The sequence below is a fragment of the Mesorhizobium sp. P2_B11 genome (genome assembly GCF_056404855.1).
In genome coordinates, this window is the sequence record NZ_JBFUDF010000002.1 from 170,550 (window position 1) to 194,123 (window position 23,574).

Annotated in this window: 25 protein-coding genes; 14 read left to right on the forward strand and 11 right to left on the reverse strand. The window is 63.7% G+C overall.

The features are described 5' to 3' along the window. Nucleotides 1–290 precede the first annotated feature (290 nt). On the reverse strand, nt 291–2,981 hold the full coding sequence (acnA, locus tag AC1DYJ_RS05220; protein ID WP_477289191.1) for an aconitate hydratase AcnA: 2,691 nt from the start codon (nt 2,979–2,981) through the stop codon (nt 291–293). 285 nt (nt 2,982–3,266) lie between these two features. Here acnA and ccmA point away from each other — a divergent pair, with 285 nt between their 5' ends. The 4 genes from ccmA (at nt 3,267) to AC1DYJ_RS05240 (ending at nt 5,576) form a co-directional block, all read left to right on the forward strand. Then, nucleotides 3,267–3,869 carry a heme ABC exporter ATP-binding protein CcmA gene (ccmA, locus tag AC1DYJ_RS05225; RefSeq protein WP_477289193.1) on the forward strand — a complete coding sequence of 201 codons (603 nt, stop codon included), beginning with the start codon at nt 3,267–3,269 and terminating at the stop codon, nt 3,867–3,869. Between the two features lie 193 nt (nt 3,870–4,062). After that, complete coding sequence (gene ccmB, locus AC1DYJ_RS05230; RefSeq protein WP_477289195.1) at nt 4,063–4,728, forward strand: heme exporter protein CcmB; 666 nt, start codon at nt 4,063–4,065, stop codon at nt 4,726–4,728. Between the two features lie 105 nt (nt 4,729–4,833). Beyond that, a complete protein-coding gene (gene ccmD / locus AC1DYJ_RS05235) occupies nt 4,834–5,001 on the forward strand; it encodes a heme exporter protein CcmD (RefSeq protein ID WP_477289197.1) in 168 nt (55 codons plus the stop codon). Continuing rightward, nucleotides 4,998–5,576 (forward strand): DsbE family thiol:disulfide interchange protein, encoded by a 579-nt coding sequence (locus tag AC1DYJ_RS05240; protein WP_477289199.1) that lies wholly within the window; start codon nt 4,998–5,000, stop codon nt 5,574–5,576. The genes ccmD and AC1DYJ_RS05240 overlap by 4 nt, the downstream gene beginning before the upstream one ends. A gap of 156 nt (nt 5,577–5,732) precedes the next feature. Here AC1DYJ_RS05240 and AC1DYJ_RS05245 read toward each other — a convergent pair whose 3' ends face one another. Continuing rightward, nucleotides 5,733–5,900, reverse strand: a complete 168-nt coding sequence (locus tag AC1DYJ_RS05245) for a hypothetical protein (protein WP_142867213.1) — start codon at nt 5,898–5,900, stop codon at nt 5,733–5,735. A gap of 287 nt (nt 5,901–6,187) precedes the next feature. Here AC1DYJ_RS05245 and AC1DYJ_RS05250 point away from each other — a divergent pair, with 287 nt between their 5' ends. Together AC1DYJ_RS05250 and AC1DYJ_RS05255 are read left to right on the forward strand one after the other, a co-directional pair. Then, complete coding sequence (locus AC1DYJ_RS05250; protein ID WP_477289201.1) at nt 6,188–7,108, forward strand: SMP-30/gluconolactonase/LRE family protein; 921 nt, start codon at nt 6,188–6,190, stop codon at nt 7,106–7,108. Nucleotides 7,109–7,288: 180 nt separating this feature from the next. Next, entirely contained in the window at nt 7,289–7,495 is a 207-nt protein-coding gene (locus tag AC1DYJ_RS05255) for a tautomerase family protein (RefSeq protein WP_477289203.1), read from the forward strand. A 163-nt stretch (nt 7,496–7,658) separates the two neighbouring features. Here AC1DYJ_RS05255 and AC1DYJ_RS05260 read toward each other — a convergent pair whose 3' ends face one another. The 8 genes from AC1DYJ_RS05260 to AC1DYJ_RS05295 all read right to left on the reverse strand — a co-directional run bounded on the left by AC1DYJ_RS05260 (nt 7,659) and on the right by AC1DYJ_RS05295 (nt 15,034). Continuing rightward, nucleotides 7,659–8,189, reverse strand: coding sequence for an NADPH-dependent FMN reductase (locus AC1DYJ_RS05260; RefSeq protein WP_477289205.1), 531 nt, complete (start codon nt 8,187–8,189; stop codon nt 7,659–7,661). 42 nt (nt 8,190–8,231) lie between these two features. Further along, on the reverse strand, nt 8,232–8,852 hold the full coding sequence (locus AC1DYJ_RS05265) for a pyridoxamine 5'-phosphate oxidase family protein (protein WP_477289207.1): 621 nt from the start codon (nt 8,850–8,852) through the stop codon (nt 8,232–8,234). Between the two features lie 11 nt (nt 8,853–8,863). Next, nucleotides 8,864–9,538 (reverse strand): septation protein A, encoded by a 675-nt coding sequence (locus AC1DYJ_RS05270; RefSeq protein ID WP_477289213.1) that lies wholly within the window; start codon nt 9,536–9,538, stop codon nt 8,864–8,866. A 60-nt stretch (nt 9,539–9,598) separates the two neighbouring features. Further along, on the reverse strand, nt 9,599–11,524 hold the full coding sequence (ftsY, locus tag AC1DYJ_RS05275) for a signal recognition particle-docking protein FtsY (protein ID WP_477425976.1): 1,926 nt from the start codon (nt 11,522–11,524) through the stop codon (nt 9,599–9,601). A gap of 12 nt (nt 11,525–11,536) precedes the next feature. Further along, nucleotides 11,537–12,841 carry a tRNA (N(6)-L-threonylcarbamoyladenosine(37)-C(2))-methylthiotransferase MtaB gene (gene mtaB, locus AC1DYJ_RS05280; protein ID WP_477289356.1) on the reverse strand — a complete coding sequence of 435 codons (1,305 nt, stop codon included), beginning with the start codon at nt 12,839–12,841 and terminating at the stop codon, nt 11,537–11,539. Then, a complete protein-coding gene (gene dapF, locus AC1DYJ_RS05285; RefSeq protein ID WP_477289358.1) occupies nt 12,841–13,725 on the reverse strand; it encodes a diaminopimelate epimerase in 885 nt (294 codons plus the stop codon). The genes mtaB and dapF overlap by 1 nt, the downstream gene beginning before the upstream one ends. A gap of 73 nt (nt 13,726–13,798) precedes the next feature. After that, complete coding sequence (locus AC1DYJ_RS05290; RefSeq protein ID WP_112397876.1) at nt 13,799–13,960, reverse strand: DUF1328 family protein; 162 nt, start codon at nt 13,958–13,960, stop codon at nt 13,799–13,801. A 63-nt stretch (nt 13,961–14,023) separates the two neighbouring features. Further along, nucleotides 14,024–15,034, reverse strand: coding sequence for an MBL fold metallo-hydrolase (locus AC1DYJ_RS05295; RefSeq protein WP_477289359.1), 1,011 nt, complete (start codon nt 15,032–15,034; stop codon nt 14,024–14,026). 152 nt (nt 15,035–15,186) lie between these two features. Here AC1DYJ_RS05295 and AC1DYJ_RS05300 point away from each other — a divergent pair, with 152 nt between their 5' ends. The 3 genes from AC1DYJ_RS05300 to zapE all read left to right on the forward strand — a co-directional run bounded on the left by AC1DYJ_RS05300 (nt 15,187) and on the right by zapE (nt 18,686). Then, on the forward strand, nt 15,187–16,605 hold the full coding sequence (locus tag AC1DYJ_RS05300; RefSeq protein ID WP_477289361.1) for a hypothetical protein: 1,419 nt from the start codon (nt 15,187–15,189) through the stop codon (nt 16,603–16,605). A 169-nt stretch (nt 16,606–16,774) separates the two neighbouring features. Beyond that, nucleotides 16,775–17,314: an AprI/Inh family metalloprotease inhibitor gene (locus AC1DYJ_RS05305; RefSeq protein WP_477289363.1), complete on the forward strand. Its 540-nt coding sequence runs from the start codon at nt 16,775–16,777 to the stop codon at nt 17,312–17,314. Nucleotides 17,315–17,492: 178 nt separating this feature from the next. Then, on the forward strand, nt 17,493–18,686 hold the full coding sequence (gene zapE / locus AC1DYJ_RS05310; protein WP_477425978.1) for a cell division protein ZapE: 1,194 nt from the start codon (nt 17,493–17,495) through the stop codon (nt 18,684–18,686). Nucleotides 18,687–18,890: 204 nt separating this feature from the next. On the opposite strand, the gene AC1DYJ_RS05315 is transcribed toward zapE, so the two are convergent. Continuing rightward, on the reverse strand, nt 18,891–19,319 hold the full coding sequence (locus tag AC1DYJ_RS05315) for an N-acetyltransferase family protein (protein WP_477289367.1): 429 nt from the start codon (nt 19,317–19,319) through the stop codon (nt 18,891–18,893). 233 nt (nt 19,320–19,552) lie between these two features. On the opposite strand from AC1DYJ_RS05315, the gene mdh reads away from it, so the two are divergent. The 5 genes from mdh to sucD are packed head-to-tail and all read left to right on the forward strand — an operon-like array spanning nt 19,553 to nt 23,538. Continuing rightward, complete coding sequence (mdh, locus tag AC1DYJ_RS05320) at nt 19,553–20,521, forward strand: malate dehydrogenase (RefSeq protein WP_112560100.1); 969 nt, start codon at nt 19,553–19,555, stop codon at nt 20,519–20,521. A gap of 31 nt (nt 20,522–20,552) precedes the next feature. Further along, nucleotides 20,553–21,746 (forward strand): ADP-forming succinate--CoA ligase subunit beta, encoded by a 1,194-nt coding sequence (sucC, locus tag AC1DYJ_RS05325; RefSeq protein ID WP_477289369.1) that lies wholly within the window; start codon nt 20,553–20,555, stop codon nt 21,744–21,746. 4 nt (nt 21,747–21,750) lie between these two features. Then, nucleotides 21,751–22,122: a cupin domain-containing protein gene (locus AC1DYJ_RS05330; protein ID WP_477289371.1), complete on the forward strand. Its 372-nt coding sequence runs from the start codon at nt 21,751–21,753 to the stop codon at nt 22,120–22,122. Nucleotides 22,123–22,125: 3 nt separating this feature from the next. Further along, complete coding sequence (locus tag AC1DYJ_RS05335; RefSeq protein ID WP_477289373.1) at nt 22,126–22,623, forward strand: DUF1579 family protein; 498 nt, start codon at nt 22,126–22,128, stop codon at nt 22,621–22,623. 12 nt (nt 22,624–22,635) lie between these two features. After that, the gene (gene sucD, locus AC1DYJ_RS05340) at nt 22,636–23,538 is read left to right on the forward strand and encodes a succinate--CoA ligase subunit alpha (RefSeq protein ID WP_477289374.1); all 903 of its coding nucleotides are present in this window, start codon (nt 22,636–22,638) and stop codon (nt 23,536–23,538) included. The last annotated feature ends 36 nt before the right edge of the window (nt 23,539–23,574 follow it).

Consider the following 23,574-nt stretch of genomic DNA (forward strand, 5'->3'; position numbering starts at 1 on the left):
GCCCAGATTTGTGGCAGAAGCGACAGTCAACGGGAAGTCACGTTGCGGTGAAATTTTTAGCCCTGCAACCGCTGGTGGGCTGCAAGACGACGGAGCACTTTGCTGCCCGGTTCGATCGGGAGCATGGCATCAAAAGTTTGTGAGAGACTTTGCTGAGTCCGGCCGGTCTCTACTGCGGGTGGACAGAGCGGAACTTTGGCTTGGGCCGGCTTATGCTTTGGAAAGACTGGGAAATAGGCAGTAGGGTGTCGTTCCCCTACTGCCCAATCCCTACTGCCTAGTCCCTGCCCTTAAGCCGCCAGATCGCGCAGCACGTATTGCAGGATGCCGCCGTTCTTGAAGTAGTCGAGCTCGTCCAGCGTATCGATGCGGCAGATGATCGGCACGTTTTTCACCGTACCGTCGCCATAGGTGACCTTTGCGATCATCGTCTGGCGCGGCTTGATGGTGCTCAGGCCGTCGATCTCGACGATCTCGTCGCCCTTGAGGTTGAGCGAGGCCCATGACGTGCCTTCCTCGAAGACGAAGGGGATGACGCCCATGCCGACCAGGTTGGAGCGATGGATACGCTCGAAGGACTGGGCGATGACGGCGCGGACACCGAGCAAGTTGGTGCCCTTGGCCGCCCAGTCGCGTGACGAGCCGTTGCCGTATTCGACGCCGGCGAAGATGACCAGCGGCACGCCTTCGCTTTTGTACGCCATCGCCGCGTCGTAGATCGATTCCTCTTCCTTGCTGGGGTAGTGGATGGTGTAGCCGCCCTCGCGGCCGTTCTCGCCCAGCATGTGGTTGCGGATGCGGATGTTGGCGAAGGTGCCGCGCATCATCACCTCATGATTGCCGCGCCGCGTGCCGTACTGGTTGAAGTCGGCAACGCCGACGCCGTGGTCGGTAAGGTACTTGCCGGCCGGCGACGCCGCCTTGATCGAACCCGCCGGCGAGATGTGATCGGTGGTGATCTTGTCGCCGAAGAGACCCAGCACGCGCGCGCCCTTGATGTCGCCGATCTTGCCGAAGCCGGCGGTCATTCCGGCGAAGTAGGGCGGGTTCTGCACATAGGTGGAATTGTCGTCCCAGGCATAGGTCTGGCCTTCCGGCGCCTTGACGTTCTGCCAATACTCGTCGCCCTTGAAGACGTCGGCATATTTGCGGGCGAACAGCTCTCGCGTAACGTTCTTCTCGATGAACTCCTGGATCTCGGCCGAGCTCGGCCAGATGTCCTTCAAGTAGACCGGCTTGCCGTCGCGACCTTCGCCGAGCGGTTCGGTGGTCAGATCCTTGGTGACCGTGCCGGCCAGCGCATGCGCGACGACCAGCGGCGGCGACGCCAGGTAATTCGCCTGCACGTCAGGCGAGACGCGGCCTTCGAAGTTGCGGTTGCCGGACAAGACCGCGGCAGCAATCAAACCTTTATCGTTGATGGTCTTGGAGATTGGCGCCGGCAGCGGGCCGGAATTGCCGATGCAGGTGGTGCAGCCGAAGCCGACCAGGTTGAAGCCGATCTGGTCGAGTTCCTTCTGCAGGCCCGACTTTTCCAGATACTCGGCCACGACCTGGCTGCCGGGGGCCAGCGAGGTTTTTACCCACGGCTTCTGCTTGAGGCCGAGCCGGTTGGCGTTGCGGGCCAGCAGGCCGGCGCCGATCAGCACGCTCGGGTTCGAGGTGTTGGTGCACGAGGTGATGGCAGCGATGACGACGTCGCCATGGCCGAGGTCATGGTCGCTGCCTTCGACGGCGTAGCGCTTCGAGATCTCGGCGGCCTTCTTGTATTCGGTCTCCATCGCCTTGGCGAAGCCGGCTGGAATGCCTTCCAGTGCAACGCGGCCTTCGGGGCGCTTGGGGCCGGCCATCGACGGCACGACCTCGCTGAGTTCAAGCTCGAGCAGATCGGTAAAGACGGGATCGGCCGAGCCGGTGTCGCGCCACATGCCTTGCGCCTTGGCATAGGCCTCGACCAGAGCGATGCGGCTTTCCTCGCGACCGGACATTGTGAGGTAGCGGATGGTTTCGCCGTCGACCGGGAAGAAGCCGCAGGTGGCGCCATATTCAGGCGCCATGTTGCCGATGGTGGCTCGGTCGGCCAGCGTCATGTTGGAGAGGCCGGGGCCGAAGAACTCGACGAACTTGCCGACGACACCCTTCTTGCGCAGCATCTGGGTGACGGTGAGCACGAGGTCGGTGGCGGTGACGCCCTCTTTCAGCTTGCCGGTGAGGCGGAAGCCGATCACTTCCGGCAACAGCATGGAGACCGGCTGGCCAAGCATGGCGGCCTCGGCCTCGATGCCGCCGACACCCCAGCCGAGCACGCCAAGGCCGTTGATCATGGTGGTGTGCGAATCGGTGCCGACGCAGGTGTCGGGATAGGCGGTGGTTTCGCCGTCTTCCGTGTTGGTCCAGACGACCTGGCCGAGATATTCGAGATTGACCTGGTGGCAGATGCCGGTGCCGGGCGGCACGACACGGAAGTTGCGGAACGCCTGCTGGCCCCATTTCAGGAACTTGTAGCGCTCTTCGTTGCGCTCATATTCGAGCTCGACATTGCGGGCGAAAGCCATCGGCGTGCCGAATTCGTCGACGATGACGGAATGGTCGATGACGAGGTCGACCGGCACCAGCGGGTTGATCTTCTGCGGGTCGCCGCCGAGCGCCTTGAGGCCGTCGCGCATCGCAGCCAGATCGACCACCGCCGGAACGCCGGTGAAATCCTGCATCAGGACGCGGGCCGGGCGATAGGCGATCTCGACGCCGGCGGTGCCCTTGTCGGTCAGCCAGCCGGCAACCGCCTGGATCGATTCCTTGGTGACGGAGCGGCCGTCTTCGTTGCGCAAAAGGTTCTCCAGCAGCACCTTCATCGAATAAGGCAGCTGGGCGATGCCGGTGAGGCCGTTCTTCTCGGCCTCGACCAGATTGTAATAGACATAGTCCGCGCCACCCACGGTGAGGGTGCGGCGGCAATTGAAACTGTCGAGGGATTTTGACACGTGCGGTCCGTCCTTGTCTGTTCAGCCTGAAAGGGAACGGACGCCGATGGGCATGCAATCACGCGCAAAGGTGCGGGTACGGCCATTTCCGCTGTCCGCTCCCAAGCAACCCGAGCCGTTCAAGGCGGCGCGTGCGCTGGTTCGGCGCAAATTCTGTTCCCGTGCCGACCGCTGGCACGGATGTCCCGCATATAGAGAATTTTCTGGAATAGTTCTAGACAGTTGCGGAGCAAATTTGTGCGATGCGGCAGCTATCGCGCGGTAAAGTTTTCGGGACGGGCAGGCATGCGGCTGATTGCCGAAAATCTGGGCGGCGAACGCGGCGGCGACAGGGTCTTTTCCGGCATCGGCTTTGCGCTCGAAAAGGGTCAGGCGCTGGTCGTCACGGGACCCAACGGATCAGGCAAATCGACGCTGCTCAGGGTCATCGCCGGGCTGCTGCCGAAAGCCGAAGGCGATGTGCGCATCGAAGGTGGCGGCGAGACGTTTCCGACGATTGCTTCGGCCGTCCACTATCTCGGCCATCTCAATGCAATGAAGACGGCGCTGAGCGTGGCGGAGAATCTGCGCTTCTGGCGCGATTTCAACGGAGATGGCCAGTTGGGTGTCGAAGAGGCGCTGGAGACGGTCGGGCTTGGCGGCATCGGCCATCTGCCGTTCGGCTATCTCTCGACCGGGCAAAGGCGGCGCGCGGCGATTGCCAAATTGCTGGTCAGCCATCGGCCGCTGTGGCTGCTGGATGAGCCGACGGCGGGGCTGGACAAGGCTTCGGAGGAACGGTTTGCGGGGTTGATGGAGAGGCATTGCGCGGAGGGCGGGATTGTCGTTGCGGCGACGCACCTGCCGCTGGGACTGGATGGGGCACAGGCATTGAGGATGGGAGTTTGATGTCTGCGCGAGGCACCCCCCTCTGCCCTGCCGGGCATCTCCCCCTCAAGTGGGGAGATCAGCAGTTTGTGTGTTCTGCCAGCCTTCAAACGCCGGTAATTGGCGAAAGCGAGGGCGACATCCAATCTCCCCCCTTGAGGGGGAGATGGCCGGCAGGCCAGAGGGGGGTGCTCAAGCGCGAGCATCTCACATCATGCTAGCCCTCTTCCTGCGCGACATCCGCCTCTCCATCCGTGCCGGCGGCGGTGCACTCACCGGCGTCATCTTCTTCCTCGCCGTCATTGCCACCATCCCCTTCGGCGTTGGGCCGGACCTGAAGCTGCTCGCCCGCATCGGACCGGCGATCCTGTGGATCGGCGCGCTGCTCGCCTGCCTGCTCGGCCTCGACCGGCTGTTCCAGGCCGACCGCGAGGACGGTTCGCTCGATCTTCTGGTGCTGGGCCACGACCGCCACATGCTGGCGCTGACGGTGCTGGTGAAGTGCCTGGCGCATTGGGCCGGCAGCGTTCTGCCGCTGGTGGTCGCGGCCCCTTTGCTCGGCCTGTTCATGAATATGGAACCGCTCGGCATCGGCGCCACCGCGCTGACGCTGCTGGTCGGCACGCCGGCCATCACCTTCATCGGCGCGGTGGGCGCGGCGGTGGCGGTGGCGCTGCCGCGCGGCGGGCTGTTGATTTCGGTGCTGGTGCTGCCGCTGACCATCCCGGTGCTGATCTTCGGCGTGTCGGCCAGCTACGGCGCGGTGGCCGATCCCGACCCGTTCCTGCAGCCCTTCCTCATTCTTGCCGCGCTGACGCTGTTTCTTGCCGTGCTCGGCCCAGTGGCGGCAGCGCTGGCGCTGCGGCATGGAACGGATTGATGTGGCGGCTGCGGCGCAGCGGCCGATTGCGAAGCCGAAGCGGCAAAGCTATGGGAAGGCGATGATCGAGCACGGCGAAGCGACAGCGGAAGGGAAGCGGGCTGCATGAGCGCACACGCCCTTTATGTCACCGCCGCCTATGGCATCACGGCAATCGTGCTGGCCGGGCTGATCGGCTGGATCCTGCTCGACCAGCGCGCCCGCAAGCGCGAACTCGCCGAACTGGAAGCCGCCGGGGTGCGGCGTCGTTCCGATAAGGCCAGCAAACCATGAGCACGGAAAGCGAAACGCCGGCGCCGCCGCGCCGCCGCCTGATCGTGCTATTGCCGCTGCTGGTTTTCCTTGGCCTGGCCGGATTGTTCCTGCTGCAGCTTTTGTCGGGACGCGACGAGGCGGAAGTGCCGTCGGCGCTGATCGGCCTGCCGGCGCCGCAGACCAATCTGCCGGCGCTGGAAGGGTCAAACCTGCCTGGGCTGGATTCGAAATCCTTCGCCGGCAAGGTGACGCTGGTCAATGTCTTTGCGTCGTGGTGCGCGCCGTGCCGGGAAGAACATCCGGTGCTACTGGCGCTGTCGCGGGACAAGCGCTTCACGCTTGCAGCGCTGAACTACAAGGACGAGCCGCAAAACGCGCGCCGGTTCCTCGGTGATCTCGGCAATCCGTTCCAGGCCATCGGTGTCGACGAAGCCGGCCGCACCGCCATCGACTGGGGTGTCTACGGCGTGCCGGAAACCTTCGTCATCGGCAAGGACGGCAAGATTGCCTACAAATATGTCGGGCCGCTGGCCGGGGAGTCGGCGCAGACGGTGCTAATGCCTGAAATCGAGAAGGCACTGGCGGCGCATTGATGTTCACGTGATGCCGGCCTGCAAACGGCGGATACCTGCGCTTCCGGTGCTCACGTACGAAAAGTACGCTCCGCTCCGGTTCTCGGCATCCACCGTTTTCGTCTCGGCCTGACCTGAACCTCAACGCGCCTAGGCGACGCCCGAGTCATTCAGCAATCAGCCGTAGATCTGCTTGTGGACCTGGTAGAGCATTTCCGAGCGGTCGGCGCGCAGGTCGGCGAGGTCGCGGCCGGAGAGGTTCTCGATTTCGGCGACGAGGCGGTTGTAGTGCTTGCGCTTGGCAATCGAGGTGCGAGCGCGGGTCATGAGACTGTCGAAGATCATAGCAAGGGTCCTTTCGTGCCGCATTTCGCGGCGAATTTGTTCCTCCCTTGACTGTACGCAGCATGACATAGGTATGGTGCGATGCAAAAAGAAGATGTTGCAATGCACCATTGCACGGAGCGCATAGCCGGTTAATGCAGCGCTAACAGCACCATGCACGGCCAGACACGTTTCCGAGCCAATGCTGGGTGTGGGTCTTTTGTCTTACAAATTGCGCATGCGCCATCTTGCCTTCTCGCCCGCAGGCTGGCTTGATCCACGCCTTGCGTGATGCCCGGAGGAAAAGCATGGCGGCTGCAGATTATTACGAAATTCTCGATCCGCGTTTCGCGCGGCTGTTCAATGGCAACGCCCAGGTGGAAAAGCTGTTCACCGGCTGTCAGTGGGCGGAAGGGCCAGCCTGGTTCGCCGCCGGCCGCTATGTCGTCTGGTCGGACATCCCCAACAACCGCATGCTGCGCTATGACGAGACCGACGGCAATGTCAGCGTGTTCCGTCAGCCTTCCGGCAATTCCAACGGCAACACCGTCGACCGGCAGGGCCGGCTGGTGACGTGCGAGCATTCCGGCCGCCGCGTCAGCCGCACCGAGCATGACGGCTCCGTCACCACCCTCGCGGCCAAATGGAAAGGCAAGCGGCTGAATTCGCCCAACGACGTCGTGGTGCGCTCGGACGGTTCGATCTGGTTCACCGATCCGAGCTACGGCATCGACACCGACTATGAGGGCGACAAGGCGGAAAGCGAGATCGGCGCCTGCTACGTCTACCGGGTCGATCCCGACAGCGGCGAGGTCGAGGCCGTCATCACCGACATGGTCCGGCCGAACGGGCTTGCCTTTTCGCTGGATGAAAGCCAGCTCTATGTCGTCGATACCGGCCGCACTCATGGCGCGCAAAACCCGGCGCATATGCGGGTCTTCAACGTCGGCAAGCACGGCAAGAAGGTGTCGGGCGGCAAGGTGTTCGCCGACTGCACGGCTGGCCTGTTCGACGGCTTCCGGCTCGACGAGGCCGGCCGCATCTGGACCAGCGCCGCCGACGGCATCCATTGCTATGATCCCGACGGCACGCTGATCGGCAAGGTCAAGGTGCCGGAAGTGACCGCCAATTGCGTGTTCGGCGGCAACAAGCTGAATTGCCTCTACATCGCCGGCACGACGTCGCTCTACATGGTGCGGCTGATGGTGAACGGAGCCAAGACCTATTGAGCGAGACTGCTTGGAAATTCTACTCTGGCGGCCATCTGACGGCGTTTTCTGCGCTTCCGGTGCTCACGGACCGAATGTCCGCTGCGCTCCGGTTCTCGAAACCACCATCATATGACTCACCAGAGCGAATTTCGAAGCAGTCTCTCGGCGCTGTTTGCAGAAAATGAAGGGGAGGACGTCATGCCATTCGTCAACATCCGCATCGTCAAGGAAGTGATCGCCGCCGACCCGGCGGGCAAGAAGGCTGACATCGCCAAAAAAGTCACGGCGGCCATCATGGACGCCACCGGGCTTGGCAATGACGATGTCTGGGTGGTGTTCGAAGAGGTCAACGCGCGCGACTGGTATGTCGGCGTGACCGATGTCGAGACGCTGCGGAAGGGGTAGGGTCTCTTCCTTCTCCCCTTGTGGGAGAAGGTGGATCGGCGCGTAGCGCCGAGACGGATGAGGGGTGCGTGAAGGATCGCCGTCCTTGCCAAGCTGGAACACCCCTCATCCGACCTCGCTTCGCGAGGCCACCTTCTCCCACATGGGGAGAAGGCAAGACCGCTCACCGCCCGCCAATAAACCCCACGAAGCCCTGCATCGCGTCGCGCATTGCCTGCCGGTTCGCGTCCTCTCCCAGGATCGCTTCCAACTCCGGCGGCTTCTTGCCCAGCAGCGCGATTTCGAGCGCATCCTCATACATAGCAAACGACATCGTCCGCATGATTTCGGCCAACGCGGCGCGGGCGTAGAGCGAGCGCGCGGAGGCGTGCACCAGCATGGCCGGCTTGCCGACGGCGGCGTCGCGCGAGACCAGCCAGTCGAGTGCGTTCTTCATGCCGCCCGGCACGCCATGCGCATATTCGGGGCTGGAGACGATGATGCCGTCGGCGCTGGTGACGGCTTCGATCAGCCGCGCGGCCTCGCGTGGGGTGCGCTCGCCTTCGTCGTCGGGATTGAAGATCGGCAAGAGGCCCAGCCCGTCATAGATGCTGACGCGGCATCCGGGCGGCGCGTGGCGCACGACAGAAGCGAGCAGCGCCGAATTGGTCGAAGCGGCGCGCAGACTGCCGGAGATGGCGAGGAGTTCGATCAAAGGGAAGCCGGGCAATGGGACGTACGAATCGTGCCCGAAATCCTACCACATGGTCTTGCTGTAGGCGTCGTCCAGCGAGCGGTCGAAATCGTCGACCGTTTCGGCATGCGCCATCTGGTCGGACAGGATCTTGCCGAGCGTCGGCAATGTCGCGCGGTCGTACCAGCTGTCCGGCTTCCACAATTCGGAGCGCATGAAGGCCTTGGCGCAGTGCATGTAGGCGGCCTTGACGCTCACCACGACAACGCTTTGCGGTTGCTTGCCGTCGACGGCGAGGCGCTCGCGCAAATCCGCATCGACGGTGATGCGGGCGTCGCCATTGATGCGCAGCGTCTCGTTCATGCCGGGGATGAGGAAGAGCAGCCCGACCGAAGGGTTGAGCAGGATGTTTTCCAGTGTGTCCAGGCGGTTGTTGCCGGGACGGTCGGGGATGGCGATGGTCTTGTCGTCAAGGACAAGGGCGAAGCCGGGCTTGTCGCCTTTCGGCGTCACGTCGGCATTGCCGGAATTGTCGGAAGAACCGATCAGCACGAAGGGGCTTTTGCCGATGAAGGAGCGGCAGTGGCCATCGAGCGCCTTGAGTTCCTTGCGCATCGAGGCGTCGGTCGGTCGCGGCGTCTTGTAGATCGTCCTTAGTTCGTCATGGCTGGTGACGAATTCCATGGCCCCACTCCCTACTTGCCGGCTTCTTCCACCTTCTCGGTCTTATCCTCGATCGAATGGCGCAGGATCAGCGGCATCTGACTGAAGGTGAACAACAGCGTGATCGGCATGATGCCCCAGACCTTGAAGGTAACCCAGAAGTCGGTCGAAAAATTTCGCCATACCACTTCATTGGCAAGAGCCAGGAACAGGAAGAACAGGCCCCAGCGGAAGGTCAGCTTGCGCCAGCCTTCGGCATCCAGGCGAAAGGCCGAATCGAAGACATAGCCGAGCAGCGAGCGGCCGAAATACAGGCCACCGAGCAGCACGCCGCCGAACAGCGTGTTGACGATGGTCGGCTTCATCTTGATGAAGACGTCGTCCTGCAGATAGAGCGTCAGCGCACCGAAGATGAAGACGACGACGCCCGAGACCAGCGGCATGATCGGCAAGGTGCGCATCAGCAGCCAGGAGGCGATCAGCGCGACTGCGGTCGCCGCCATGAACAGGGCAGTGGCGACGAAGAGCGGCCCGCCGAATTCGGCCAGCACCGGGAATTTCTCGACCAGCCAGGCGCCGCGCGCATTGGCGAAGAAGAACACCATCAGCGGCCCGAGTTCCAGCACCAGCTTGAGCAGCGGGTTGACGCTTTCTTTCTTCTGCTTCTGCGGGTCGGACGGGTCGCGTTCGAGAATGGGTGGGTTCATGACGTCCTTCTGACGCATGATCTTGTCCAAAAAGCCGTCAGCTCTTCGCGATCATGCCTGTTACGCTACGCCTGCGATCGCCCTGGCGAATTCGCTGGCCGAGAATGGCTCGAGGTCGTCGACCTGTTCGCCGACACCGATGAAATAGACCGGCAATTTGTGCTTTGCCGCGATTGCCACCAGAATACCGCCGCGCGCCGTGCCGTCCAGCTTGGTCATCACCAGGCCGTTGACGCCGGCGACATTGCGGAAGATCTCGACCTGGTTGAGCGCGTTCTGGCCGGTGGTGGCGTCGACCGTCTGCAGCACGGTGTGCGGCGCTTCCGGGTCGAGCTTGCCCAGCACGCGCACGATCTTTTCCAGTTCGGCCATCAGCTCGGTCTTGTTCTGCAGCCGGCCGGCGGTGTCGATGATCAGCACGTCGGAGCCGGCCTCCTTCGCCTTCTCGAAAGCGTCATAGGCGAGGCCGGCGGCATCGGCGCCGATCTTGGAGGCGATGACCGGCGATTTCGTCCGTTCACCCCAGATATTCAATTGTTCGATGGCGGCAGCGCGAAATGTGTCGCCGGCCGCCAGCATCACCGACAGGCCGCCATCGGTAAGCTTGGCCGCCAGTTTGCCGATGGTCGTGGTCTTGCCGGTGCCGTTGACGCCGACGACCAGGATGACATGCGGCTTGTGCGAGAGGTCGAGCTCCAGAGGCATGGCGACATGGGTCAGCACTTTCTCCACCTCGGCTGCCATCACGGCGCGCACTTCCGCGTCGGAGACATCCTTGCCGTAGCGGCTGGAGGCCAGCGCATCGGTGACGCGCAGCGCGGTCTCCAGTCCGAGATCGGCGCGGATCAGCACGTCTTCCAGATCCTGCAGCGTGTCCTCGTCCAGCTTGCGCTTGGTGAACACGCCGGCAATGTTGCCGGTAAGTTCGCGCGACGACCGCGCCAGCCCATCGCGCATGCGCTGGAACCAGGAACGCCGCGGCGCCGGCTCCGGCGCTTTGACCGGCTCGGCCTTCTGCTCGACCTTTTTGGTGACGGTGACTTTGCCGGGCGCGGGTTGCGGCTTTGGCGGAACTGGCGGGGCCGGCGTGCGCCTTACCTCCCCCTCGATGGGGGAGGTCCCAAGCGAAGCTTGGGGGTGGGGGTGACTGGCGCCAGCGTTTGCGCCATCACCCCACCCCGCCGCTTCGCGTCGACCCTCCCCATCGAGGGGAGGGTGAGGCGCTGGTGCTTCTTCCTTCTCCCCGTCTCTATACGGGGAGAAGGTGCCGGCAGGCGGATGAGGGGCAGCGCCGGCCTCAGAGGTTGGCTGTGTGGCAGGCGCGGCTGGTGGCGGCACTTCGATCGGAGTGACCGGTTCTGCTGGAGTCTCGGCCGGTGTCGGCACTTCGACAGGCGCCGGCTCCGGCAGCCTTTCCGGGCGCACCGGTTCGACTTCAGGCTCGACCGGTGCGGGCGGCACCTCTTGCGGCTGCGGTTCTGGAGCAGGCTCAGGAGCGGCAGGCGGTGCTGGGATTTCCTCGGGCGCTGGCGGCTCAGCAGGAGTCTCAGGTTCGGGTTCTTCTTCCGGCGCTGGCTCCGGCAGCGGTTCCGGTTCGGAGGGAACGACGGGCTCAGGTGCCGGCGGAATGGCCGGTGTAGGCTCGGGTTTCGGCTCCTCGGGCGCTAGCGTGGGCGCAGGCTTTACCTCCCCCTCGATGGGGGAGGTCCCAAGCGAAGCTTGGGGGTGGGGGTGACTGGCGCCGGCGTCGGCGCTCTCACCCCTCCCCGCCATTTCGTGGCGACCCTCCCCATCGAGGGGAGGGTGGGGCGCTGGCGCTTCGGGTTCGTCGCGCTTCAAGAACTCCGGAACGACCTGTTCGGCGGCCGGCTTCAGGGCCTCGAGCGCGTCCCATTTGATCGGCGGCAGCGGGGCAGTTTCGTCGACGCGCCCCTCGACGACTTCCTTCTTGCCGAACGAAAATATCTTCTTGAAAAAACCGGCCATGCTTTATCAGTCTCAGGCGGCGCGGGCGGTGAGCGGGGCAGCAAGCAAGCGTGCGCCGTCATGGCCGGTAATGGTGGCCTCGACGATCTCGCCCGGCTGACCGGCGGCGATGGCGGTCAGCGTAAACCCTTCGGTGCGGCCAAGCCCGTCGCGCTCGACCAGGATCGACTGGCGCGTGCCGGGAAGCGACGCCAGATGACGGCGATAGGCGGCTTCGCCGGCAGCACGCAGCCTTGCGGCGCGTTGCTTGACCAGTTCGCGGCGGACCTGCGGCATGCGCGCGGCGGGCGTGCCTTCGCGGGCTGAGAACGGGAAGACATGCAGATGCGTCAGCCCGCACTCCTCGACGATTTTTATCGAATTTTCGAACATGTCCTCGGTCTCGGTCGGGAAGCCGGCAATGATGTCGGCGCCGAAGACGATTGCAGGGCGCAATTTGCGCACATCTTCGCAGAAGCGGATCGACTGGTCGCGCAGATGGCGGCGCTTCATGCGCTTCAGGATCATGTCGTCGCCCGACTGCAGCGACAGATGCAGATGCGGCATCAGCCTGGGCTCGGTGGCAATGGCATCGAGCAATTCGTCATCGGCCTCGATCGAATCGATGGAGGACAGCCGCAGCCGCTTCACGTCGGGCACCTGCCTGAGGATGGTCTTCACCAGTTTGCCCAGCTTCGGCGCACCCGGCAGATCGGCGCCGAAAGACGTCATGTCGACGCCGGTCAGCACGATCTCGGCATAACCGTTGCCGGCGAGACGCTTGACCTGTTCGACCACGGCGCCCATCGGCACCGAGCGCGAATTGCCGCGGCCATAGGGGATCATGCAGAAGGTGCAGCGATGGTCGCAGCCATTCTGCACCTGGACGAAAGCCCGGGCCCGGCCCTCGATCGCGTCGACCATGTGGCCGGCGGTCTCGCGCACCGAAAAAATGTCGTTGACGCGCGCCTTCTCGGTATCGTTGACGCCGAAATCGGGGAGCGCGCGGTAAGAATTCGCCTTCAGCTTCTCCTCATTGCCGAGCACGAGGTCGACCTCGTCCATGGCGGCGAAATTCTGCGGCTCGGTCTGCGCCGCGCAGCCGGTGACGATGATGCGCGCCGCCGGATTTTCGCGGCGGGCCTTCCGGATCGACTGCTTGGCCTGGCGCACCGCTTCCGAGGTGACGGCGCAGGTGTTGAAGATAATGGCGCCGCCTTCGAGCGCGCCGAGCCCGGCGCTTTCGGCCTCGCGGCGCATCACCTCGGATTCATAGGTGTTGAGACGGCAGCCGAAGGTGACGATGTCTACGCCTTTCGCGTTGGCAAGAGCAGACATCAGGCCGCGCTTTCGGTGTCGCGGGCCCAGGTTCCGGTCGACGGGTCAAAACTGCCGGAAAATTCCCATTCGGCAGCGCCGGTCAGGATGACGTGGTCGTCGTCGCGCCATTCGACATGCAGCGAGCCGCCGCCGGGCGTCATCAGCGTGACGCTGCGGCCGGTGCGCCGGGTGCGGGCGGCCGCGACGACCGCTGCACAAGCGGCCGAGCCACAGGCCTTGGTCAAGCCGGCGCCGCGCTCCCAGGTGCGGATGATCATCGTTTCCGGCGACGTCACCTGGGCGATGGTGATGTTGGCGCGTTCGGGGAAGATCGGGTGGTTTTCGAGCAGCGGGCCGAAACGCTCAAGCTCGTAGGACCAGACGTCGTTGTCGACCCAGAAGATGGCGTGCGGGTTGCCCATCGAGAGAGCCGAGGGCGAATGCAGCACCGGCGCGTCGATCGGGCCGATCTGCAATTCGATCATGCGGGTGTCGCGAAACTCCTCGGCCAGCGGAATGTCCTGCCAGCCGAAGCGCGGCGTGCCCATGTCGACCGAGATGGTGCCGTCGGCATGTTCGACGGCGTTGAGGATGCCGGCGCGGGTCTCGAAAGTGAAATTCTTCTGGCCGGTCTCTGCGGCCAGCGCCTGGACGACGCAGCGCATGCCGTTGCCGCAGGCCTGCGCGCCCGAGCCATCGGAATTCAATATGTCGATATAATAGGCGGTGCCAGGCGTGCGGGCGTCATGGATCGCCATGATCTGGTCGAATTTCGTCGCCGCATCGGCATTCAGCGCGACAGCCGATGCCGGCGTAACCCGGTCAGCACGGCCGCGCATGTCGGCAACGATGATCTCGTTGCCGATGCCGTTCATCTTGGCGAAGGGGGCCGTGCCTGCCATGGCTCTCAGCTATTCCTGTCCGTTTTGCCGCTATATGGCGGAAACGGGCGGGAATTACCAGTGTGGCCTGCGTCTAGGTGATCGCAAAGACACCCAGCACGATCAGCAGGAAGATGACGAGAACGATGCCGATAAGCACGCGCGCGCCGGTGGCGGCGGCGCCCGCCAGCGCCGGCATGCCGAGCAGGCTCGCGGCAGCAGCGACGATCAGCAGAATGATGATCCATTTGATCATGGAAAGGCTCCCGGCCAAATTGCGTTGGAGAAGCAACGCGTTTCGGCTTGTCGGGTTCCTTCCCTAGGCGTCCGGCACGTCCCAGATCTCGCCCGGCCGCAAGGCGCGAAACCGCTCCTGTGGCACGCGCTGCGCCTCCAGCGCCTCGGCCAGTTTTCGGACCGGCTCATCGATCGGCTCGTCGGTAAGATGGAAGGTGCCCCAGTGGCAGCCTGCGGCGTGAGCCGCGTTGCACAGTTGCATGCCTTGCACCGCTTCTTCCGGATTCTGGTGCTGCGGCGCCATGAACCAGCGCGGCTCGTAGGCGCCGATCGGCAGGATGGCGAGGCGAAAGCCGCCATGTTTTTCGGCCATCAGCCGGTAATTGGCGCCGCCATGGAAGCCGGTATCGCCGGCGAAATAGATCTTTCCGGCCGGCGTTTCGACCACAAAGCCGGCCCACAATGCCATGCGGCGGTCGCGTGCGCCGCGCGCCGACCAGTGGTGCACTGGCTCGACATGGACTGCGACATCGTTGCCGATGTCGACACGATCGCCCCAGTCATGCGCGGTCAGCCGCATGCCGGGCACGGCGCTATCGATGATGGCGTCGTTGCCAAGCGGCGTCAGCACCTGCGGGTCATGCTTCGCCTTCAGCCGCTTGAGCGTGGCGAGATCGAGGTGGTCGTAATGATTATGGCTGACCAGCACGAGATCGATCGGCGGCAATTGGGAAAAGGCGATGCCCGGTGGATTGACGCGCCTGGGGCCGGCAAAGGAAAGCGGCGAGACGCGCGGCGACCACACCGGGTCGGTCAGGATGTTGAGGCCGGCGGTCTGGATCAGCAGCGTGGAGTGGCCGACCATGGTCAGGCGCAGCCCGCTGCCATCGATACGCGCCGCCGGCTCTGCAGGCTCAAACGGACTCGGATTGGCCGCCGGCCATTTCGAACGCTCGCCGCTCAGCTGCCATTTCAGCAGATCGGTGAAGCGGCCGGGCGGCTGGCCGTCGGGGTTGAAGAAAAGAGTGCCGTCGAAATGGTCGCTGGGCGGGCCGCTGTAATAGCGGTTGGCGGCTTTCTTTCTCGCGGCCAAGGTTTCGGCTCCGGCAGGTTGCTGTCCTTGCTAGATAGGGACGAGGCCCTCCGGCACAAGCATTTGCCGGGTGGATGCGTGCCCACGGCCAGGCCATGCGCTGGTGCGGGCGATGATTTCCGGTGTACGATCACGTCGCGGAGGGCTCCACTATGCGTTGGCAGGCAGTTCTTGCAATCACGGCGGCGATCATCGGGATCGCGCCGATATCGCCGGCCGCCGCCGCGCAGTCAGAGCCGAGCGCCTGCGCCCACACGCCAACCATCCTGGCGGCTGGCGATTTCCTGCTTGCCGAGCCGGCGACGTTTCCGAATTTCTGGCGCGATCGTTTCGGCGACGACGCGGCCTATCTGAAGATAAGCTATGGCGGCCTCGGCTACGCCGAGGGCACCGCATTGCTGGCCGATCTGGAAAAACGCAGCCATCCGCCGCAGCGCATTGTCGAACTCAGGCTTGCCTATGCAAAGCCGGCGGAGCGGGCGGCGATGATCGCGGCCATGCAACCGCTGCCCAACGCGAAGTCGATTCTGCCTCAGCTTGGGCTACCTGCCTTCCGCGTGCTTGTTACCGAGGATGGCGGCGATTGGCTGCTAGGCGAACTGGGGCGCTTGCAGACGTTGGATCTGGATCAGGCGTCAGACGTCGCCAAGACAATTGCGGGAGCGCTGTCCACTCTTGATGATTCGGCAAAGACTGAGTTCGCCCAAAGGGCCGAGAATGCAGGCATTTGGCCGCTAGCTCTCGAGATGCGGGCCGTCAAGGATGACCTCTCAGACTACGTTGCGTACCTCGACAAGCTTCCACCCCAGAAGGGCAATCGCACAGGCTCTATCCGCAATGCCCTTTACTCAGCCTATCTCCGCCCTTCCTTCGATATTTCCAAACAGCCAGCCGAAGTGCAGGCGCTCGACCGTCAAACCGATATGGGCCCAGCTATCCGACAAATCGGGCAGCTGATGAACTCTGCACCTCAGGCCGCGATCTTGCTGCCCCTCGTGAACCAGACCGGCAATTTGAGCCTCGGCACAGCGGTGGCAGGGGCGATCAACGCGCAGATTGCCGCAAAACAGCTCGATCCGATCAACAATCCCGATACGGTCACGGCAGCCATGCTCGACGGGATCGACTACGTTCTTGGCCGCCGCGACCGTGAGCATAATTTGCGCGACGCTCCAATCTCCGAAATGCAGGGCGAAACGGCGGAGTCGTTCATGGACAGGGCATTAGCCCGGGTGATGTTGGCCCCCTTCATGCTGGACAACGGGGCCGAACCGCCACGTCGCCCGGATCTGCTCACAGCGACCTTCCCCTGGGAACAGTGGGTCGCATTGGCCGGCAAGCTGAAGACCGGCGAAGCTATCGCGCCGGAAGATCGAATCGCTGCGGCCGATCTCATGATCGCAGCCGATCGTCCTGCGGATGCGTTGGCCATGCTGAAAACGGCCGGCGATTGGAAGACGGCGGTGCGGCGCTCTCATGAGCTGGCGCTTAGGCTGGACCGCCGATGCGCCGACCTGCTGCGGCGGCCAATGCCGCTGTCGCAACCGATCTACCGGTTCGACCCGCGCTAGAGCGAAGGAGCGCCTTCGTCCGCCAGCCATTTTGCGATAAATTTGCAACAATTCTTGCTGCAAACCCTATCTTAACCATATCGGGTTGAAATTTCGCCACCTTCTCCATCTTGGTGAGGGTGAGAGTGTGCGGACGGCTTCCCCCCAGCCGGATCCGACGGAGGTTGACATGACTTTTTCGAGAAGCGGCCTGGTGGCCGTATCGCTGGCAGCGCTGTTTGCAAGCGGCTGTTCGACCTCGCGTTTTTCATCGATGGATGATCAGCAGCCCGCCCCGCTGCAGCCCGCGCCCGCCGGCACGGTGAGCGGAAGCCAGCTGCCGCCGCCGGCAGCGCCCGGCACAACCGACCCGTCGCAATTCCCGACAGCGCCGGCCGGCACCCAGGTCGCCGCGCTGCCACCGGATGGATCGGCGCCGGCAGGTGCTGCGGACCTCACCGCTGCCAGCGTCGCCGGCGTCTGGAACGCCAGCGTGTCCGGACAGAGCTGCAAGGTGGCGACGCCACAGACCAAATTCGGCGCCGGCTATCGCGCCGGACCGTTGCATTGCCCGGCACCCATCGACGGCATCAAGTCGTGGAACGTCGCCGGCAAGCAGCTGACGCTCTATGACGAGAATGGCGGCACCTTGGCGCGGCTTTACTCGTCGGGCGGTTCGAAATTCGACGGCCAGACTTCCACCGGCCTGCCGATTTCGCTTACAAGATAAGCAGGGTATGCAGATATTCAGGTGAGGCCGGCCTGCGAACGGCGGCTTCCGGTGCTCACGTACTCAAGTACGCTCCGCTCCGGTTCTCGGGAGCCACCATTCTCGGCTCGGCCTGACCTGAATCTCAACACACCCTGACCTCTCTTGGAGCATTTGCTCAAACTAAGCGACGTGACCGATGCATCTGCGTGACGGCCTCCAGACCCATGCGACCGTCAGGCAGCGCTACGACCATCTGGTCGAGACCGGCGCCATCGAGCGCGATCCGGCGCAGGAGCGCATCGCCGCCGCACTCGACCGGCTGACGGACGAGATCTCCGCCAAGCGGCTGGCGCACAAATCGAGCGCGCTCGGCTGGCTGTTTGCCCGCAAGCGCGAGACGCGCGAGGTCGTCAAGGGCCTCTACATCCATGGCGGCGTCGGCCGCGGCAAGACCATGCTGATGGACATGTTTTTCGAGCTGCTGCCGGTCCGCCGCAAGCGCCGCGTCCATTTCAACGATTTCATGGCCGATGTGCAGGACCGCATCCAGAAGCACCGGCAGGCGCGCAAGAACGGCGACGTCAAGGAGGACGATCCGATCCCGCCGGTGGCGCTCCAGCTGGCCGAACAGGCCTGGGTGCTGTGCTTCGATGAGTTTTCGGTCACCGATATTGCCGATGCGATGATCCTGTCGCGGCTGTTTTCGGCACTGTTTGCCAATGGCGTGGTGCTGGTCGCCACCTCCAATGTCGCGCCCGAAAATCTCTATCGCGATGGGCTGAACCGCCAGCTCTTCCTGCCCTTCATCAGCATTCTCGAGCGCCACGCCCATGTGCTGACGCTCGATGCCGACAAGGACTACCGGCTGGAAAAACTCGCCCGCACGCCGGTCTATGTCACCCCCGCGGATGCCGACGCCGACCGTATGCTGGACGAGGCCTGGCAAGCGATCACGCGCGGCGCGCCGGTCGCCGAAACCACCGTGGCGGTGAAGGGCAGGCAGGTGGCGATACCTGCCGCTGCCGGCGACGCCGCGCGGTTTTCCTTTGCCGATCTCTGCGAAAAACCGCTTGGCGCGCGTGATTTCCTGGCCATTGCCGGCCGCTTCTCGACCATCTTCATCGACCACATCCCGGTGCTCGGCGAAGGCAGGCGCAACGAGGCCAAACGCTTCATCCTGCTGATCGACACGCTCTACGATCATCACACGCGGCTGGTGGTGAGCGCCGCCGCGCCACCGCCCGAGCTTTACACGGCCAAGCGCGGTAACGAGGTGTTCGAATTCGAACGCACGGCCTCGCGCCTGATCGAGATGCAAAGCCGCGACTGGCTGGAGGACTGGGCGGAACGGCAGAAGGCGAATGCCGAGGTGCAGCAGGTGCAGGCGTAGTTTGCCCGGCTCGTAGCGTAGCGATCCTTCGCGCCCCCCTCTGTCCTGCCGGACATCTCCCCCACGAGGGGGGAGATCAGCAGCTTCGACGCCTCGCCTATTTCTACGACGTTGGAGATTGGCGAAAGCCGACGTGACGTCTGATCTCCCCCCATGTGGGGGAGATGTCCGGTAGGACAGAGGGGGGCGCCGTCACGCCGACGCCTACAGCTCATACACATACATCACAAACGTCTCCGCCGGCCCATGCGCCTCCTTGCGCGATTCATAAAGCGCGCGCGCCGCGAGATTGTCGGGCTCGGTGCCGACCCAGGCTTCGCCGCAGCCTTGCTCGCGGCCGAGCGCGAACATCGCGTCGAGCATTTTTCGCGCGATGCCCTGGCGCTGATAGGCGGGCGAGACGCCGACCTCGTCGATGTAGAGTTCGCTGACTTTGTCGGGATGGCGGTGGATGACGGCGGCGCATTGGCCGACGACGATGCCGTCGGACAATGCGACAATCATGAAATGACCCGGCGAGGCGAGGTAGGCGGCAAGCCTGTCGGGGCGCACGGGCTCGTCGAACACGTCTTCGGCGATCCGCTTCACAAGGGCGTCATCGCCGGCATATAGTCTTCTGATTTCCACGTTCATTGTGTAAAACCTCTCAAGTCGGCTTACAAACTTTGACGTTTACGTAAATCCCAATGTTTCTAACCGATTGAAATTATTCACTCGAAAATAATCGATTGAATATTATTTCCGCCGGGGCTACTGGATGCGGCGAAATCCGCTGATACCACAGCATTCCGGCCTCTTCCTCGACGCCGTCAACCAGATCACCAGAGATTTGGGCGTCGTCACAGACAAAGGGAAAATTTCCTCACATGGCACGCAACAAGATAGCGCTCATCGGCTCCGGCATGATCGGCGGCACGCTGGCTCACATGATCGGCCTCAAGGACCTCGGCGACGTGGTGCTGTTCGATATTGCCGAGGGCATTCCGCAAGGCAAGGGGCTGGATATCGCGCAGTCTTCGCCGGTCGACGGTTTCGATTCCCGGCTGACCGGCGTCAACGACTATGCCGGCATCGAGGGTGCCGATGTCTGCATCGTCACCGCCGGCGTGCCGCGCAAGCCGGGCATGAGCCGCGATGACCTGCTCGGCATCAACCTCAAGGTCATGGAACAGGTCGGCGCCGGCCTGAAGAAGTACGCGCCCAAGGCTTTCGTCATCTGCATCACCAATCCGCTCGACGCCATGGTGTGGGCGCTGCAGAAGTTTTCGGGCCTGCCCAAGACGCATGTCGTCGGCATGGCCGGCGTGCTCGACAGCGCGCGCTTCCGCTATTTCCTGGCCGAGGAGTTCAAGGTTTCGGTCGAGGACGTCACCGCCTTCGTGCTCGGCGGTCACGGCGATTCCATGGTGCCGATGATCCGCTACTCGACGGTATCCGGCATTCCGCTGCCCGACCTGATCAAGATGGGCTGGACCTCCAAGGAAAAGCTCGACCAGATCGTGCAACGCACCCGCGACGGCGGCGCCGAGATCGTCGGCCTCTTGAAGACCGGCTCGGCCTTCTACGCCCCGGCCGCTTCGGCCATCTCGATGGCTGAATCCTACCTCAAGGACAAGAAGCGCGTGCTTCCCTGTGCCGCGCATCTCTCTGGCCAGTATGGCGTCAAGGGCACCTATGTTGGCGTTCCCGTCGTCATCGGCGCCGGCGGCGTCGAGCGCATCATCGAGATCGACCTCAACAAGAGCGAGCAGAAGATGTTCGACGCGTCGGTGGCGACGGTGCAGGGCCTGACCGAGGCCTGCGTCAAGATCGCCCCGCATCTCGCCTCGAAGTGATCCCTCAGAAGCCGATCCGGAGACCATCCAGATGAACATCCATGAATATCAAGGCAAGGCGCTGCTGAAGAGCTTTGGCGCGCCGGTGGCCGAAGGCGTGCCGGTATTCAAGGCAAGCGAGGCGGAAGCCGCGGCACAAGCGCTGCCCGGCCCGCTCTATGTGGTGAAGAGCCAGATCCATGCCGGCGGCCGCGGCAAGGGCAAGTTCAAGGAACTGTCGCCCGACGCCAAGGGCGGCGTGCGGCTGGCGAAGTCGGTTGCCGATGTCGTCGCCAACGCCAATGAGATGCTTGGCCACACGCTGGTGACCAAGCAGACCGGCCCGGCCGGCAAGCAGGTCAACCGGCTCTATATCGAGGACGGCGCCGACATCGAGCGCGAGCTCTATCTGTCGATCCTGGTCGACCGCTCGGTCGGCCGCATCGCTTTCGTCGTCTCGACCGAAGGCGGCATGGACATTGAGGGCGTCGCCCACGACACGCCGGAAAAGATCATTACCCGCGCCATCGACCCGCTGGCCGGCGTGACGACCATCGACGTCGACATTCTGGTGCAAGCGCTGGGGCTTACCGGCGATGCCGCCAAGGACGCCGGCACGCTGTTCCCGATCCTCTACAAGGCCTTTGTCGAGAAGGACATGAGCCTGCTCGAGGTCAACCCGCTGATCGTGATGAAGAACGGCCGGCTGCGCGTGCTCGACGCAAAAGTGTCGTTCGACAACAATGCGCTGTTTCGCCATCCCGAACTGATGGAACTGCGCGACACCACCGAAGAGGACGAGAAGGAGATCGAGGCGTCGAAATACGACCTCGCCTATGTCGCGCTCGACGGCAATATCGGCTGCATGGTCAACGGCGCCGGCCTTGCCATGGCGACGATGGACATCATCAAGCTCTACGGCGCCGAGCCCGCCAACTTCCTCGATGTCGGCGGCGGCGCGTCGAAGGAGAAGGTGACGGCGGCGTTCAAGATCATCACCAAGGATCCGGCCGTCAAAGGCATTTTGATCAACATCTTCGGCGGCATCATGAAGTGCGACATCATTGCCGAGGGCGTCATTGCCGCGGTCAAGGAAGTCGGCCTGCAAGTGCCGCTGGTGGTGCGCCTCGAAGGCACCAATGCCGAGCTCGGCAAGAAGATCATCAACGACAGCGGCCTGAATGTCGTGTCGGCCGATGATCTCGACGACGCAGCCAAGAAGATCGTGGCGGCGGTGAAGGGCTGAGCGGATGCCTCCGCGCAAGATAAACCTCATCGAGGCGGCGGATGCGAAGATCAAGAAGGTCTTCGATCCGCATGTCGCTGGCGACGTCAACGACAGCCAGGCGAAGGTCGCCAAGTTCGGCGAGACCTTCGACTGGCACGCGCATGAGCATGAGGATGAAGCCTTCCTCGTGCTACGTGGGCGGATCGCCATCGATTTTCGCGACGGTCCGGTCGAGCTCGGCGAGGGCGATTTCATCGTCGTGCCGAAGGGCGTCGAGCACCGGCCGCGGTCGCTGACCGCGGAGCCGGTCGTGCTGATGTTCGAGCCGGCAACGACGCTCAACACCGGCAATGCCAAGAGCGACCTCACCGTCACCGACCTGAAGCGGCTTTGACCCATGAACGCGGCTTCCTTCTCCTCGCTCTCAGCCGATCACCAACGCCTGCAGGCGCTGGTCGGCGCGTGGCGTGGCGAGGAAGAGGTAGCGGAGACACAATGGGCTGATGGCGGCATAGCGACGTCGGAAGTGCTGGCTGAAGCGCAGTTCGGCGGCCTGTTCGTGGTGCAGCGCTATCGCCAGCGCCGCGACGGCACGGTCTCGTTCGGCTCGCACAGCGTGTTCGGCTTCGACCAGCAGAACAGCCTCGTCACCATGCATCAGTTCGATTCGATGGGCTTTGTGCCGGCCTCGCCGGCCACGGGCGCGTGGAACGGCACTGAACTTACTCTGGAGCGGTCGTCGCCGCGCGGTTCTGCGCGGGTCACATATGTTTTCGACGATGCCGATGCCTACCGCATGCGACTGCATTTCAAACCTGCCGGCAGCGACAGCTGGCAAGACATGGTGAGCGGCGTCTACCGGCGCGTCTCGCCTTCCTCGATCAACGGTTTTTAGAAAAGGGCTCCGATGTCCATTCTCATCGACAAGAACACCAAGGTGCTGGTTCAGGGCCTGACCGGCAAGACCGGCACGTTCCACACCGAACAGGCGCTGGCCTATCACGGCACCAAGATGGTCGGCGGCATCCACCCCAAGAAGGGCGGCGAGACCTGGACCGGCGCCAAGGGCGAGACGCTGCCGATCTTCGCATCTGTCGCCGAGGGCAAGGAAAAGACCGGCGCCAATGCCTCTGTCGTCTATGTGCCGCCGGCGGGCGCTGCCGAAGCGATCCTCGAAGCGATCGAGGCCGAGATCCCGCTGATCGTCTGCATCACCGAAGGCATTCCGGTGATGGACATGGTCAAGGTCAAGGCGCGGCTCGACCGTTCCAACTCGCGGCTGCTCGGCCCGAACTGCCCAGGCGTGCTCACCCCCGACGAATGCAAGATCGGCATCATGCCCGGAAGCATCTTCCGCAAGGGCTCGGTCGGCGTTGTTTCGCGCTCGGGAACACTTACCTATGAGGCAGTGTTCCAGACCACCAATGTCGGCCTCGGCCAGACCACCGCTGTCGGTATCGGCGGCGACCCCGTCAAAGGCACCGAGTTCATCGACATGCTCGAGATGTTCCTCGCCGACGACGAGACCAAGTCGATCATCATGATCGGCGAGATCGGCGGTTCGGCCGAGGAAGACGCCGCGCAGTTCCTCAAGGACGAGGCCAAGCGCGGCCGCAAGAAACCGATGGCGGGCTTCATTGCCGGGCGCACCGCGCCGGCCGGCCGCACCATGGGCCATGCGGGCGCGGTCATCTCCGGCGGCAAGGGCGGCGCGGAAGACAAGATCGCGGCCATGGAATCGGCCGGGATCAAGGTATCGCCATCGCCGGCACGGCTGGGCACGACGCTTGTCGAGGCGATCAAGGGGTGAGAAACGGTCGGCCGCAGGCCGACGAAAAGCCAACTG

What these genes read in the sequence shown, in the direction of transcription:
- ccmA (WP_477289193.1), top strand. Translation starts at nt 3,267, where the DNA reads ATGCGGCTGATTGCCGAAAATCTGGGCGGCGAACGCGGCGGCGACAGG.
- ccmB (WP_477289195.1), top strand. Translation starts at nt 4,063, where the DNA reads ATGCTAGCCCTCTTCCTGCGCGACATCCGCCTCTCCATCCGTGCCGGC.
- ccmD (WP_477289197.1), top strand. Translation starts at nt 4,834, where the DNA reads ATGAGCGCACACGCCCTTTATGTCACCGCCGCCTATGGCATCACGGCA.
- AC1DYJ_RS05240 (WP_477289199.1), top strand. Translation starts at nt 4,998, where the DNA reads ATGAGCACGGAAAGCGAAACGCCGGCGCCGCCGCGCCGCCGCCTGATC.
- AC1DYJ_RS05245 (WP_142867213.1), bottom strand. Translation starts at nt 5,900, where the DNA reads ATGATCTTCGACAGTCTCATGACCCGCGCTCGCACCTCGATTGCCAAG.
- AC1DYJ_RS05250 (WP_477289201.1), top strand. Translation starts at nt 6,188, where the DNA reads ATGGCGGCTGCAGATTATTACGAAATTCTCGATCCGCGTTTCGCGCGG.
- AC1DYJ_RS05255 (WP_477289203.1), top strand. Translation starts at nt 7,289, where the DNA reads ATGCCATTCGTCAACATCCGCATCGTCAAGGAAGTGATCGCCGCCGAC.
- AC1DYJ_RS05265 (WP_477289207.1), bottom strand. Translation starts at nt 8,852, where the DNA reads ATGGAATTCGTCACCAGCCATGACGAACTAAGGACGATCTACAAGACG.
- AC1DYJ_RS05270 (WP_477289213.1), bottom strand. Translation starts at nt 9,538, where the DNA reads ATGAACCCACCCATTCTCGAACGCGACCCGTCCGACCCGCAGAAGCAG.
- ftsY (WP_477425976.1), bottom strand. Translation starts at nt 11,524, where the DNA reads ATGGCCGGTTTTTTCAAGAAGATATTTTCGTTCGGCAAGAAGGAAGTC.
- mtaB (WP_477289356.1), bottom strand. Translation starts at nt 12,841, where the DNA reads ATGTCTGCTCTTGCCAACGCGAAAGGCGTAGACATCGTCACCTTCGGC.
- dapF (WP_477289358.1), bottom strand. Translation starts at nt 13,725, where the DNA reads ATGGCAGGCACGGCCCCCTTCGCCAAGATGAACGGCATCGGCAACGAG.
- AC1DYJ_RS05290 (WP_112397876.1), bottom strand. Translation starts at nt 13,960, where the DNA reads ATGATCAAATGGATCATCATTCTGCTGATCGTCGCTGCTGCCGCGAGC.
- AC1DYJ_RS05300 (WP_477289361.1), top strand. Translation starts at nt 15,187, where the DNA reads ATGCGTTGGCAGGCAGTTCTTGCAATCACGGCGGCGATCATCGGGATC.
- AC1DYJ_RS05305 (WP_477289363.1), top strand. Translation starts at nt 16,775, where the DNA reads ATGACTTTTTCGAGAAGCGGCCTGGTGGCCGTATCGCTGGCAGCGCTG.
- zapE (WP_477425978.1), top strand. Translation starts at nt 17,493, where the DNA reads ATGCATCTGCGTGACGGCCTCCAGACCCATGCGACCGTCAGGCAGCGC.
- AC1DYJ_RS05315 (WP_477289367.1), bottom strand. Translation starts at nt 19,319, where the DNA reads ATGAACGTGGAAATCAGAAGACTATATGCCGGCGATGACGCCCTTGTG.
- mdh (WP_112560100.1), top strand. Translation starts at nt 19,553, where the DNA reads ATGGCACGCAACAAGATAGCGCTCATCGGCTCCGGCATGATCGGCGGC.
- sucC (WP_477289369.1), top strand. Translation starts at nt 20,553, where the DNA reads ATGAACATCCATGAATATCAAGGCAAGGCGCTGCTGAAGAGCTTTGGC.
- AC1DYJ_RS05330 (WP_477289371.1), top strand. Translation starts at nt 21,751, where the DNA reads ATGCCTCCGCGCAAGATAAACCTCATCGAGGCGGCGGATGCGAAGATC.
- AC1DYJ_RS05335 (WP_477289373.1), top strand. Translation starts at nt 22,126, where the DNA reads ATGAACGCGGCTTCCTTCTCCTCGCTCTCAGCCGATCACCAACGCCTG.
- sucD (WP_477289374.1), top strand. Translation starts at nt 22,636, where the DNA reads ATGTCCATTCTCATCGACAAGAACACCAAGGTGCTGGTTCAGGGCCTG.